The sequence below is a fragment of the Flavobacterium sp. genome, assembly GCF_041392085.1.
GTDB lineage: Bacteria > Bacteroidota > Bacteroidia > Flavobacteriales > Flavobacteriaceae > Flavobacterium.
Window position 1 is genome coordinate 121225 of record NZ_JAWKMW010000009.1, and the last position, 12902, is coordinate 134126.

Consider the following 12902-nt stretch of genomic DNA (forward strand, 5'->3'; position numbering starts at 1 on the left):
AGGAATCAACGATGTAATTCACAAAAAAGCGGTAAAATGTTTAGATATTCACAAAAAAGCCTTTTTTTGGGAATAAAATGAGCAACAAACATTTTTTGTATCTTTGACATTCAAAATAATAATTTGAAAACAAAAATATACTTTGCATCTGATCAACATTTTGGGGCTCCTACACCTGAAGCTAGTTTCCCAAGAGAACAAAAATTTGTAGTTTGGTTAGATGAAATCAAACAGGATGCAACAGCTCTTTTTTTACTTGGCGATTTATTCGATTTTTGGTTTGAATACAAAACGGTTGTTCCCAAAGGATTTGTGCGTGTTTTAGGCAAATTGGCTGAACTTCGCGACAATGGTATTCCGATTTATTTCTTTGTTGGCAATCACGATTTGTGGATGAACGATTATTTTGAAAAAGAATTAAATATTCCTGTTTTTCATGATAATCAAGAATATACATTTGACGGGAAAACCTTTTTAATTGGTCACGGCGATGGAAAAGGTCCGGGGGACAAAGGTTACAAACGCATGAAAAAAGTGTTTACCAATCCTTTTTCAAAATGGTTGTTTCGATGGTTGCATCCGGATATTGGCGTGAAATTAGCTCAATATTTATCTGTTAAAAACAAATTAATTTCCGGAGATGAGGATATCAAATTTTTAGGCGAAGAAAACGAATGGCTTGTGCAATATGCCAAACGAAAACTGACATTCAAACACTATAATTATTTCATTTTCGGCCATCGCCATTTACCCATGCAATTGAAAGTAGGTGAAAATTCAACCTACATCAATTTAGGCGATTGGATTGGTTATTTTACATACGGAGTTTTTGATGGAGAAAAATTTGAGTTGAAAGAATTCAAAAACTAACGAACATCTTTCGCTCTTAATTGAACCGTAACATTTCCATTGAACTCATTTTCATCAATACAAAAAGCCATTTCAAACGGTTGATGATTTTTGGTTAGCTCTAATTTTTTTCCTAAACCAAAACCTATTACGCCAAAACCTTCTGAGTTATTTTGTTTGACAAATAATTTCAAATGTTCATCGTTTTGACCTAGTGTTTTTCCATAACCGGTATCCACAACATTTTTTGCCATAAAAACCGGAGTCATGTTTTCGGGACCGAATGGTTCAAATTGATGTAAAAGACGAATTAGCTTCGGATTAATTTCTGTTAAATCTATTTCGGCATCAATTGAAATTTCTGGAATTAACAAATCGGGATGAATCGTTTCCTGAACTACTTTTTCAAATGCATCTTTAAATTGTATATAATTTTCTTCTTTCAACGTCATTCCTGCCGCATACATATGTCCGCCAAACTGTTCTAAATGTTCGGAGCATTTTTCCAATGCATTATACACATCGAAATCTTTTACAGAACGAGCTGAGGCGGCCAATTTATCGCCACTTTTCGTAAAAACTAAAGTCGGTCTATAATAGGTTTCCGTCAAACGCGAAGCGACAATTCCAATTACACCTTTGTGCCAATTTTCATTGTAAACCACGGTTGTGAATTTTTCTTTTTCGTTGTTTTCTTCAATTTGAGCCAAGGCTTCAACAGTAATTTGTTTGTCTAAATCTTTTCGATCCAGATTATATCCTTCAATCTCAGAAGCAAATTGTTCCGCTTGTTCTAAATTAAATTCAGTCAATAATTCAACTGCGTGATTGCCGTGCTTAATTCTTCCGGCGGCATTAATTCGAGGTGCAATGATAAAAACGACATCGGTTATCGTGAGTACTTTTTTCTTTACATTTTGAATCAATGCTGTAATTCCGGGACGTGGATTTAAATTGATTACTTCTAAACCAAATTTAGCCAAAATGCGATTCTCTCCCGTCATCGGAACAATATCTGCCGCAATGGCTGTAGCAACCAAGTCTAAATACGGAATCAAATCATCAATTGTTTCTCCTCTATTTTGTGCCAATGCCTGAATTAATTTAAAGCCAACTCCGCAACCACAAAGTTCGTCATACGGATAAGTACAATCACTTCTTTTTGGGTCTAAAACGGCGATGGCTTCGGGTAAAATTTCACCCGGACGATGGTGGTCACAAATGATGAAATCAATGTTTTTTGCTTTGGCATACGCCAAGTGATCGATTGATTTTATTCCACAATCTAAGGCAATGATTAACGAAAAACCATTGTCATCAGCAAAGTCAATTCCTTTATATGAAATGCCGTAACCTTCGTCATAGCGATCCGGAATATAGGTGGCGATATTAGGATAAATCGTTTTTAAGTAGGAAGAAACCAGTGAAACAGCCGTTGTTCCATCCACATCATAATCGCCAAAAACTAAAATGTTTTCTTGATTAGTAATAGCTTTTTCAATTCGTTGAACTGCTTTATCCATATCTTTCATCAGATACGGATCATGCAAATCGTTTAAAGACGGTCGAAAAAATTGTTTGGCTTGATTAAAAGTTGTGATGCCTCTTTGTACTAAAAGTGAGGCGATAAGTTTGCTAACATTAAGTTCGTTAGCTAATTGCGAAACCAACTGTGGTTCCGGCTTTGGTTTGATGGTCCAACGCATAGTGTATTAATTTTGAATGGCTTATACTTTTGGATGGTACTCAATTTTCACATCCACTTGGGCAAATTTACGAAACATTTCCATAACGCCACAATATTTTTCTACTGATAAATTGACAATTTTTTGTAATTTCTCTTTTTCTAAATCATTTCCATAAAAATGGTAAACCACACGAACCGAATGATAATATTTGGGATGTTCTTCCGTCAAATCACCTTCTATATCAATGTGAAAGGAATGTACAGCAATTTTCATCTTGGGTATTAAAGACGCCACATCCATACCGGTACAACCCGCCAACGCATCCAACATCAGAGCCTTTGGACGAAGTCCATTGTTTGTTCCACCAATTTCAATATCGGCATCAATTCTGAAATTTCCTCCGGGATTGGTCGCTTCAAACGCCATTCCACCTAACCATTTTGTAGAAATTTGATGTGTCATTCCAAAGTAATTTTAAAATAAGACGTGTTTTTATTTTGAAGATTTTCCACCAACTACCACTACAATTTCACCTTTGGCGGGTTTAGCTTCAAAATGTTTTAAAACATCAGCTGCTGTTCCGCGAACGGTCTCTTCGTGCAATTTTGATAGTTCTCTGGAAACAGAAACTGTTCTTTCAGCACCAAAATACTGCACAAATTCGGCTAAAGTTTTATTTAATTTGTGTGGAGAAACATAAAAAATCATCGTTCTAACTTCTTCGGCTAAAGCTAAAAAACGTGTTTGTCTTCCTTTTTTGTCTGGGAGAAACCCCTCAAATACAAATTTATCGTTTGGCAAACCGCTGTTCACCAGAGCGGGAACAAAAGCGGTTGCTCCAGGCAGACATTCTACGTCAATATTATTTTCCACACAAGCTCTAGTGAGTAAAAATCCAGGGTCGGAAATCGCTGGTGTTCCGGCATCGGAAATTAATGCGATGGTTTCTCCGGCTTGCAAACGTTTGATCAAACCTTCCACCGTTTTGTGTTCGTTGTACATGTGATGGCTTTGCATGTGCGTTCCAATCTCAAAATGCTTCAACAATTTTCCGCTGTTTCGAGTGTCTTCGGCTAAGATGCAATCTACTTCTTTGAGCACTTTGATGGCTCTAAAAGTCATGTCTTCTAGGTTTCCGATGGGTGTGGGAACGATGTAGAGTTTGCTCATCTAGGCAAATTTTTTCTCCACCAAATTCATAAAACGATCGGCATATTCTTCTTTTCCTTCCCAATTATTATAATCGGGTTTTACCATATCCACAATAAATTGTTGCACTTCTTCAAACGAATCGTAGGTGCTGATTTGCGAAACGACACGGTTAAAATCTTCGTTACTACCACCAAACAGATGTTTTACAAACGCAATACGATCGTTTAAACCAATGTTGATTCCTTTAATTAGTGTGTCGTTTAGGGAAGAAGTTTTTATTTCTGTTTTTGCAGCAAAGGACTCTACTTTGTTTTCAAATTTTACCTCATGGATACCTGTTTCTTCAATTTTTTCAAATGAAATTTCGGTTACTTTTTCCACTTCTTTCGGAACGTCATTTACTTTTACAAATTCCGGTTCTTTATAATCTGTCCCAAGTAAATCTTCAAACGAAATTTGTTTTTGTTCCATTTTGGCAGACGGTTTTTCCTCTTCTTCAGATGCTAGTTCAAACAACGGACTAAAAACAGATTCCTCTTTTTCATCTTTTATTTCTTCTTGGACAGGTTCTGCTTCCGCTTCCATTGTAATATCATCCTCCTCTACTACAACTATTTCTTCTTCCACCTCTCTTTCCACAACTATTTCCTCTTCAATAGTTTCTTCTGGAACCACCTCTTGAAGAGCCTCCTCTTCAACGGTTTCGGCAGAAATTTCTGTATCAACTTCCTGTTTTTTTTCTTCCGCTACAACAACTTCCGGTTGAGTTGGAGTTTCAGTAAAAAGTTTTTCTTCTAATTTTTCTTCTGAAATTTCATTTTTCAGCACGTTAATGTTTTCTTCATAAAACCGAAGAACCGCTAACTTTTCATATAATTTTTGAGCTTCCTGATGCAATTGAACGACATCTTCTTTTCCTTTTAATTTTAAAATGCGGTGTGCAATACTAATTAAATCTGCTTCTAACTTTTTCTTCATAACTTTTACAATTATATTGAATTTAGCGAATGGAATTTTATAAATTTGTTTCTGATACAAAATAACATAAAATATGTTATTCTTTAGCTAGAAAAGTAGAAAATGTTTCTTGAAAATACCGTAAATCATAAAGAACAATTTGGCTGGATCGAAGTTATCTGCGGTTCGATGTTCTCAGGAAAGACAGAAGAACTTATCCGCAGACTCAAAAGAGCTCAGTTTGCTAAGCAAAAAGTGGAAATTTTTAAACCGGCCATCGATACGCGTTATCATGATGAAATGGTGGTTTCGCATGACGCAAATGAAATTCGTTCTACACCTGTTCCAGCTGCTGCTAACATTCGAATTTTAGCTCAAGGCTGCGATGTAGTTGGTATTGATGAAGCACAGTTTTTTGATGATGAAATTGTGACCATTTGCAATGATTTAGCCAATTCAGGCATTCGAGTAATTGTAGCCGGTTTGGATATGGATTTTAAAGGAAATCCTTTTGGCCCAATGCCGGCATTAATGGCAACAGCTGAATATGTGACAAAAGTGCACGCCGTTTGTACCCGAACCGGAAATTTAGCCAATTACAGTTTCCGAAAAGCTGACAATGACAAATTGGTTATGTTAGGTGAAACCGAAGAATACGAACCATTAAGCAGAGCCGCATACTATCATGCTATGCGTGAACAAGCCGAACACAAAATTGAAGCTGAAAACAAATCAAAAAGCTAAGCCGTGAGTCTCGTTGTCAACGATATTATTCCTCAACTTCAAGCTGAATTTTTTGGGAATCATCCTGAAAAAAGTATTAAGAATGTTTCAATTGATAGTCGATCGTTTCAAAATAATCAACATACATTATTCTTTTGTATCATCGGACCGAACCACAATGGTCATACTTTCATAAAAGAGCTTATTGAAAAAGGTGTTTGCAATTTTGTGGTTTCCGAAAATGTTGAATTTGTTGAAGGGGTGAATTTTTTAAAAGTGGAAAACACCTTGGTTGCTCTGCAACAATTTGCCGCTTTTTATCGAAAAAAATTCAGTTTTCCTATCATTGGCATCACCGGAAGTAACGGAAAAACCATCGTAAAAGAATGGTTGAATTTTTTATTGAGTCCCGATTATAATATTATCCGAAGTCCGAAAAGCTATAACTCTCAAGTAGGTGTACCGCTTTCTGTAATTGGAATTAACGAACAGCACAATTTAGGCATTTTTGAAGCGGGAATTTCCACCGTAAACGAAATGCAAAACTTGGAAGCCATCATTCAGCCTACCATAGGAATTTTAACGAATATTGGTTCTGCTCACGATGAAGGTTTTGAGAATTTGGGCCAGAAAATCAAAGAAAAATTAAAACTTTTCCCAAATGTAGACGTGCTGATTTACAACAAAAATAAATCGATTGATGCTTTTTTACCTCCCAACATCAAAACGTTTTCTTGGAGTTCGAGTGATCAATCGGCAGATGTGATGATACATCATAAAACCACAAATAAAAGAACATCTCTGAATGTTACCTATCACGAAACTTGTTTTAAAATTAGCATTCCATTTTCTGATGAGGCTTCTATTGAAAATGTGATTCAGTGTTTGATGGTCATGTTTTATTTTAAGTATGATTTTGACACCATTCAAAATCGCTTGTCGCTTTTGTATCCGATTGAAATGCGGTTAAAAGTGAAAAAAGGCATTAACAATACGACCATCATCGACGATAGTTACAGCTCTGATTTTCAATCGTTGAAAATTGCTCTCGACTTTTTAGAAAACCAAAAACAACACCATAAAAAAACCTTGATTTTATCGGATATTTTTCAAAGTGGTTTGGAAAATGACGAATTGTATTCGCGTGTTTCACAAATGGTGATTTCCAATAAAATCAGTCGTGTGATTGGTGTAGGCGAAACTATTTCACACTATAAACAAAAATTTTTAAACGGCGTAACGTTTCTTTCTCAAGCCGACTTCTTAGCTCATTTTGACAGTTTACTTTTTGAAAATGAAACTATTCTCATCAAAGGGGCACGCAGTTTTCATTTTGAAGAAATAGTTTCGTTGTTAGAAGAAAAAACACATGAAACGGTTTTGGAAATTAACTTAAATGCTCTTTCTCACAATTTTAATTTTTACAAAGCTAAGCTAAAACCGGAGACCAAAATGATGGCGATGGTCAAAGCGTTTAGCTATGGAAACGGCGGTTTGGAAATTGCCAAATTGCTCGAATACCACAAAGCAGATTATTTAGGAGTGGCTTTCGCCGATGAGGGAATTGCTCTCAAAAGCAACGGAATCCAATTACCAATTATGGTCTTAAATCCTGAATCTACCAGCTTTGAAGCTATTATTCAGCATCAATTGGAACCCGAAATTTACAGTTTAAAAGGATTGAACGCCTTTTTAAAAATAGCCAAACAAAAACAGTTAAAACAATTTCCGATTCATCTGAAAATTGATACCGGAATGCATCGATTAGGATTTGATGAAATTCACTTGGAAGAATTGATTTCTATTTTAAAAAACGGTAAATCCGTTCAAGTGAAAAGTATTTTGTCGCACATGGCAACGAGTGATGATTTAACACACAACGATTTTGCTTTGGAACAAATTGAAAAATTCAACAGTATTTCTACCTACATAAGTAAGCAATTAGAAATTAATCCGATTCGGCATATTTTAAACACGTCCGGAATTTCCAATTATCCGCAAGCTCAATTTGATATGGTTCGGTTAGGAATTGGTTTATATGGTATTTCAAACGATGCAAACGAGCAAAAGTTTTTGGAAAATGTAGGCACTTTAAAATCGGTGATTTCTCAAATCAGAACCATTCAAGCCGGAGAAAGTGTAGGTTACGGTCGACGCTTTATGGCTGAAAAAGAAACCCGAATTGCCACCATTCCTATTGGTTATGCTGATGGAATCAGAAGAAGTTGGGGCAACGGACTCGGTTTTGTCATCATCAACAACCAAAAAGCCTCGATTGTTGGCAGTGTTTGTATGGATATGTTGATGGTGGATGTAACCGAAATTCCTTGTTTAGAAGGTAATGAAGTGATTGTTTTAGGCGAAAATCCATCCGTTACGTTTATGGCTAAGCAATTAAATACTATTCCGTATGAAATTCTGACCGGAATTTCACAACGCGTGAAGCGAATTTTCTACAGAGAGTAATTTTTTTATTGCAATTGTTAAAATTTTAATTAACTTCGTTTTAACAAAACTTTAAAAACTAAAATTATGTTGAAAGAATTTAAGAATTTTATCATGACCGGCAATGTTATTGAATTTGCCGTGGCAGTAATTATGGCAGGAGCTGTAGGAGCTGTAGTGAATGGATTTGTAAGTGATATAGTGATGCCAATTGTTGGAATGGTAACTGGTGGCGTTGATTTTTCAGAAATGAAAGTTATTTTACAAGCCGCTGTAGCTGAATCAGAAGGTGTTGCCGCTGTTCCTGAAGTAGCCATCCGTTGGGGAGCTTGGGTTAATACCTTAGTGAACTTGGTAATTGTTGGTTTAGTAATGTTTATAATTATTAAAGGTTACAACAAAATGAAAAAACCGGTTGAAGAAGCTCCAGCTGCACCGGCCGGACCAACACAAGAAGAATTATTGGCTGAAATCAGAGATTTATTGAAAAAATAGTCGTTCCGCTACACTATATATTCTGACTAAACCCCGACTTGTTCGGGGTCTTTTTTTACAAAAAACCAAAATTTTGTGAAACTGATTTTTTTCATCGCACTATTCTTTACTTTTGTACTTTAAATTTAAAAATTCACACATGAGAGTTGCAGTTGTTGGTGCTACCGGAATGGTTGGCGAAGTTATGCTTCAAGTTTTAGCGGAGAGAAATTTTCCGATTACGGAATTAATTCCGGTTGCTTCTGAAAAGTCGGTTGGAAAAGAAATTGAATTCAAAGGAAATAAATACAAGGTCGTTGGATTGCAAACAGCTGTTGAAATGCGTCCTGATATTGCTTTATTTTCTGCCGGAGGAGAAACTTCCTTAGCTTGGGCACCCAAATTTGCTGAAGCAGGCACAACTGTAATTGATAATTCTTCTGCTTGGCGAATGGATCCTACCAAAAAGTTAGTGGTTCCTGAAATCAATGCTTCGGAATTAACCAAAGACGATAAAATCATTGCCAATCCTAACTGTTCAACGATTCAAATGGTAATGGTTTTAAATCCGTTACATAAAAAATATAACGTAAAACGAGTAATTGTTTCCACGTATCAATCCATTACCGGAACGGGTGTAAAAGCGGTGCAACAATTAGAGAATGAGTACCACAACATCCAAGGAGCTATGGCGTATCCATACCCCATCCATAGGAATGCCATCCCTCAATGTGATGTGTTTGAAGACAACGGCTACACCAAAGAAGAAATGAAATTGGTTCGTGAAACCCAAAAAATTATGGGCGACAGAAGCATTGCCGTGACCGCAACTGCCATCCGAATTCCGGTAGTTGGCGGACATAGTGAAGCGGTGAATGTAGAGTTTTTGAATGATTTTGAGGTGAATGAAGTGCGTTCGATTTTACACAACACACCGGGCGTGACCGTTCAGGATAATCTAGACACCAAAACCTATCCGATGCCCATTTATGCTCAAGGAAAAGATGATGTTTTTGTAGGTAGAATTCGCCGTGATGAAAGCCAGCCCAACACCTTAAATATGTGGATTGTAGCGGATAATTTACGCAAAGGTGCTGCAACCAATACGGTGCAAATTGCGGAGTATTTGGTGGAGAATAAATTAGTTGGCAACAAAAAGTAAGAAAATCCACAATGTCAATTTAACAATATAAAATGAAAAAAGAATGGATTCAGTTGATGATTGAAAATGAAACATTAAAACTCAAATTTACAGATTTGTTAATTCACTATTCGATTGTTATATTCCTATTGCTTCCATTTGTGTTGAGTCTTTTTAGTTTCGTTCAAAAATATATATTGCATAATTATAAAGGAGTAAGAAGTCCTGAAGAAATGTTCTTAGCAACTTTACCCTTTGGAATAATTGCCATTGCTTTTTACTTTATTCAAAGAAATAAACTAAAATTCAAAACTGTTGAAACTAACCTTTCAAAAGATAAAATTAAAGAGATTATTGAACAGACAGCTGAAGAACTAGAATGGTATCCTGAGATAATTAACGAGAGAATAATAATCGCGAAAACTCATCCCAAATGGTGGACTGGAAGTTGGGGTGAACAGATAACAATTGTATTCGATAAATCACGGTTAATGATAAATAGCATTTGCGATCCTAACAAAAAAACTTCTGTTGTGTCAATGGGCAGAAATCGGAAAAATGTAAATACTTTGATAGAAAACATAAAAATTGCCAATCTGAATAGCAGTTTAACACAACATTACCATACTTAAAAGCTGCTTAGTTTAGAGCTTTTCCCTACCTTTGCATCCAATGAAAAAGAAATTAGCAATACTAAACCTGTATTTAATGTCGGCAGTATTGTTCACGATACTGTTTCAGTCATTGCATACCTATCAATATTTAGTGGCTGATGATGTTGAGGAAACCGAAGTTTGTCATCATTCGCACGATGGTTTATCGCATCAACATTCGGAAGAAAGTTGTTCCATCTGTGATTTTCATTTTTGGTTTTACACTCAACCGGAGGTACTAACGTATCGTTTTGATTTACTGATTAAACCTGTTCCCTATTTAATTAAGGAACAAGCCATTATTTCTACCTTTTCAGGTTCTCTTTTTTCGCATCGCGGACCGCCGCAAACTGTTTAAAATCTCAAAAACAAAAAATAGTCATTTGCTACATCAATAGTAATGACTCCATGTGTTTTATATTTTGAACCGGAAAAATGCGATACTTTTTTATCCTTTTCTTCTTGTTGTCGTTTGGATTTTCGAGCTATGGTCAATTCACGTTAAGTGGAAAAATCACCAACGAAAAAAACCAACCGCTAACCGGAAGTCACATTCATACCAAGTACCTGAATACCGCTAGTAACCCAATTGGCGAATTCGAAATCAACGGTTTGCCCAAAGGCGAATTGCGGGTGTATATTTCCTATGTGGGCTACACTACCTGTGATACGCTGGTGGATATGACCGAAGATGTGGTGCTGAATGTGCAATTGAAACCTTCCGAAACGAAATTAGAAACGGTTACCGTCAAACAAAAAACGACCAAAGTCAGCAGTAGTGTATCAGAGCAACAAATTTCGAAAGCGGCTATTGAGCGAAACAGTTCCAAAACCTTGGCTGAAGCCTTGAAAGAAGTTCCCGGGGTATCCCTTTTGCGAACCGGGACTTCCATTGTGAAGCCGGTGATTAACGGTTTGCACAGCAGTCGAGTGCCCATTTTTTCCAATCAAGTTCGCTTGGAAGACCAACAATGGGGAACGGAACACGCTCCAAATTTTGACTTAAATGCAGCCGGAAAAATTTCAGTTGTCAAAGGTGCTTCGGGCTTGCAATACAGTGGCGATGCGGTGGGCGGCATGGTAATTATCGAATCAATTCGTGTGAAACAAGATACGTTGTTTGGTAAAACGATTGTCAGTGGTTCATCCAACGGTCGTGGCGGAACGATAAGTTCGAGTATTCACAAAGGAAATTCGGAAGGATGGCGATGGAATGCGTTGGGAACGTTCACTTATTTTGGTGATCGGGAGGCTCCGGATTATGTTTTGTCCAATTCCGGAAATCGAGAACTGAATTTTTCTGGTGATGTTTCGTATGTGAAAGAAAACTACGAATTATCGGCTTTTTACAGTTTGTATAATGCCACAATTGGTATTTTGAGTGCTTCCCACATTGGCAATGTGACCGATTTGTATACTTCCATCAACAATCAAATTCCGTATAGAATTGATGATTTCACCTATTCGATTGAACAACCCAAACAAGCCATTCAGCATCATTTATTTAAGTTCAATTATTTGCAAAAGCTGGATGAAAGCAGTTCGATTTCTACTTTTTATTCGCTTCAATTCAACAACCGAAATGAATTTGATTTGAGATTGGGTGAAGATGCCAACAAAGCGGCTTTGGATTTGGAATTGACCACACATTCTCTACAATCGGATTATAAAAAGGAATGGGAGCGATTTACATTGAAAACCGGAATCAGCGGATTGTTTCAAAATAATTTTGCCAATCCAAGAACGGGTGTGCGACCTTTGATTCCGACTTATGTTCGATTTGATGGAAGTGGGTATGGCATCGGAACCTATGAAATCAAAGAAGATTTGGTGCTTGATGGCGGAATCCGATATGATTTTTCTACCATCGAAGCAACGAAATATTATTTGAAATCACGATGGGACGAACGCGGTTATCAAGCTGATTTTGGTGACATTATTGTGGGTGAAGCGGCAAGCCAATGGTTGACCAAACCGCATTTTACCTTTCATAATGTTTCGGCGAGTTTAGGTATACGAAAAGATTTTCAATCGGATTGGAAATGGTTGAACAACTTGAGTTTGTCGAACAGAAATCCGAATCCATCTGAATTTTTCTCTGATGGGTTACATCATTCAACCGGACAAATTGAGTTGGGTGATTTACGTTTGAAAAAAGAAGAATCGCTTAAATTTTCTTCTTCTTTATCGAAAAATGGAAAGTCGTTTTCAATGGAAATCAACCCATTTTTGCATTACATTTCTAATTTCATGTATTTACGACCCATTGGTTTTGAAACCACGATTCGCGGAGCATTTCCGGTTTGGGAATTTCAACAAACGAATGCCCGCTTAATGGGGCTCGACTTTCATTCGACTTGGAACATCCGCTCCAATTGGCAACACAAATTTTCGTTTGCCTACGTAAACGGCGAAGATGTATCCAAAAATCAACCGTTGATAAACATGCCGCCGATGACGATTTCTACTTCCATCCACTTTAAAAAACCGGAATGGAATGGATTGCTTTTAGAACTTCAATCGGAGACCGTTTTTCGTCAAAACCGTTATCCTAATTTCAATTTTGAAACGGATATTATTGTGGATGGCGAATTTGTTCCGGTTTTGGTTGACATCAGTACTCCGCCAAAAGGGTATCAATTGTTTCATTTTTATTCGGAAATGAAGGTGAAGACTTTCAAAAATTTGGAAACCACAATCGCTTTATCCGTTCAAAATATATTCAACACAAACTACCGTGACTACTTAAATCGCCAACGCTTTTTTGTGGATGAAATGGGTAGAAACATACAATTTCAATTAAAATTTAATTATTAAAAA

At 36.7% G+C, this 12902-nt stretch carries 12 protein-coding genes; 8 read left to right on the forward strand and 4 right to left on the reverse strand.

What is annotated here, in order from left to right; all coding sequences use genetic code 11:
• Window positions 1-123 precede the first annotated feature (123 nt).
• A complete protein-coding gene (locus R2782_RS09255; RefSeq protein ID WP_371267946.1) occupies window positions 124-870 on the forward strand; it encodes a UDP-2,3-diacylglucosamine diphosphatase in 747 nt (248 codons plus the stop codon).
• On the opposite strand, the gene recJ is transcribed toward R2782_RS09255, so the two are convergent.
• Genes recJ through R2782_RS09275 form a run of 4 tightly spaced genes read right to left on the reverse strand, consistent with a single transcriptional unit; the run spans window position 867 to window position 4667 of the window.
• The gene (recJ, locus tag R2782_RS09260; protein WP_371267947.1) at window positions 867-2555 is read right to left on the reverse strand and encodes a single-stranded-DNA-specific exonuclease RecJ; all 1689 of its coding nucleotides are present in this window, start codon (window positions 2553-2555) and stop codon (window positions 867-869) included. The genes R2782_RS09255 and recJ overlap by 4 nt on opposite strands.
• 21 nt (window positions 2556-2576) lie before the next feature.
• Entirely contained in the window at window positions 2577-2999 is a 423-nt protein-coding gene (locus R2782_RS09265) for an OsmC family protein (protein ID WP_371267948.1), read from the reverse strand.
• Between the two features lie 30 nt (window positions 3000-3029).
• The gene (rsmI, locus tag R2782_RS09270; RefSeq protein WP_371267949.1) at window positions 3030-3707 is read right to left on the reverse strand and encodes a 16S rRNA (cytidine(1402)-2'-O)-methyltransferase; all 678 of its coding nucleotides are present in this window, start codon (window positions 3705-3707) and stop codon (window positions 3030-3032) included.
• Window positions 3708-4667 carry a hypothetical protein gene (locus R2782_RS09275; RefSeq protein WP_371267950.1) on the reverse strand — a complete coding sequence of 320 codons (960 nt, stop codon included), beginning with the start codon at window positions 4665-4667 and terminating at the stop codon, window positions 3708-3710.
• Window positions 4668-4769: 102 nt separating this feature from the next.
• Between R2782_RS09275 and R2782_RS09280 the strand changes: the two genes are divergently transcribed.
• The 7 genes from R2782_RS09280 (at window position 4770) to R2782_RS09310 (ending at window position 12899) form a co-directional block, all read left to right on the forward strand.
• On the forward strand, window positions 4770-5390 hold the full coding sequence (locus R2782_RS09280; protein WP_371267951.1) for a thymidine kinase: 621 nt from the start codon (window positions 4770-4772) through the stop codon (window positions 5388-5390).
• A 3-nt stretch (window positions 5391-5393) separates the two neighbouring features.
• Window positions 5394-7835 (forward strand): bifunctional UDP-N-acetylmuramoyl-tripeptide:D-alanyl-D-alanine ligase/alanine racemase, encoded by a 2442-nt coding sequence (locus tag R2782_RS09285; protein ID WP_371267952.1) that lies wholly within the window; start codon window positions 5394-5396, stop codon window positions 7833-7835.
• Window positions 7836-7901: 66 nt separating this feature from the next.
• Window positions 7902-8309 carry a large conductance mechanosensitive channel protein MscL gene (mscL, locus tag R2782_RS09290; RefSeq protein WP_371267953.1) on the forward strand — a complete coding sequence of 136 codons (408 nt, stop codon included), beginning with the start codon at window positions 7902-7904 and terminating at the stop codon, window positions 8307-8309.
• A gap of 139 nt (window positions 8310-8448) precedes the next feature.
• Complete coding sequence (locus R2782_RS09295) at window positions 8449-9450, forward strand: aspartate-semialdehyde dehydrogenase (protein WP_371267954.1); 1002 nt, start codon at window positions 8449-8451, stop codon at window positions 9448-9450.
• A 32-nt stretch (window positions 9451-9482) separates the two neighbouring features.
• Window positions 9483-10061, forward strand: coding sequence for a hypothetical protein (locus R2782_RS09300; RefSeq protein WP_371267955.1), 579 nt, complete (start codon window positions 9483-9485; stop codon window positions 10059-10061).
• Between the two features lie 76 nt (window positions 10062-10137).
• Window positions 10138-10440 (forward strand): hypothetical protein, encoded by a 303-nt coding sequence (locus tag R2782_RS09305; RefSeq protein ID WP_371267956.1) that lies wholly within the window; start codon window positions 10138-10140, stop codon window positions 10438-10440.
• Window positions 10441-10517: 77 nt separating this feature from the next.
• Window positions 10518-12899 (forward strand): TonB-dependent receptor, encoded by a 2382-nt coding sequence (locus R2782_RS09310; RefSeq protein ID WP_371267957.1) that lies wholly within the window; start codon window positions 10518-10520, stop codon window positions 12897-12899.
• Window positions 12900-12902: the final 3 nt, after the last annotated feature.

Coding starts and splice junctions, on each gene's coding strand:
- recJ (WP_371267947.1), bottom strand. CDS start 2,555: ATGCGTTGGACCATCAAACCAAAGCCGGAACCACAGTTGGTTTCGCAA.
- R2782_RS09265 (WP_371267948.1), bottom strand. CDS start 2,999: ATGACACATCAAATTTCTACAAAATGGTTAGGTGGAATGGCGTTTGAA.
- rsmI (WP_371267949.1), bottom strand. CDS start 3,707: ATGAGCAAACTCTACATCGTTCCCACACCCATCGGAAACCTAGAAGAC.
- R2782_RS09275 (WP_371267950.1), bottom strand. CDS start 4,667: ATGAAGAAAAAGTTAGAAGCAGATTTAATTAGTATTGCACACCGCATT.
- R2782_RS09280 (WP_371267951.1), top strand. CDS start 4,770: ATGTTTCTTGAAAATACCGTAAATCATAAAGAACAATTTGGCTGGATC.
- mscL (WP_371267953.1), top strand. CDS start 7,902: ATGTTGAAAGAATTTAAGAATTTTATCATGACCGGCAATGTTATTGAA.
- R2782_RS09295 (WP_371267954.1), top strand. CDS start 8,449: ATGAGAGTTGCAGTTGTTGGTGCTACCGGAATGGTTGGCGAAGTTATG.
- R2782_RS09300 (WP_371267955.1), top strand. CDS start 9,483: ATGAAAAAAGAATGGATTCAGTTGATGATTGAAAATGAAACATTAAAA.
- R2782_RS09305 (WP_371267956.1), top strand. CDS start 10,138: ATGTCGGCAGTATTGTTCACGATACTGTTTCAGTCATTGCATACCTAT.
- R2782_RS09310 (WP_371267957.1), top strand. CDS start 10,518: ATGCGATACTTTTTTATCCTTTTCTTCTTGTTGTCGTTTGGATTTTCG.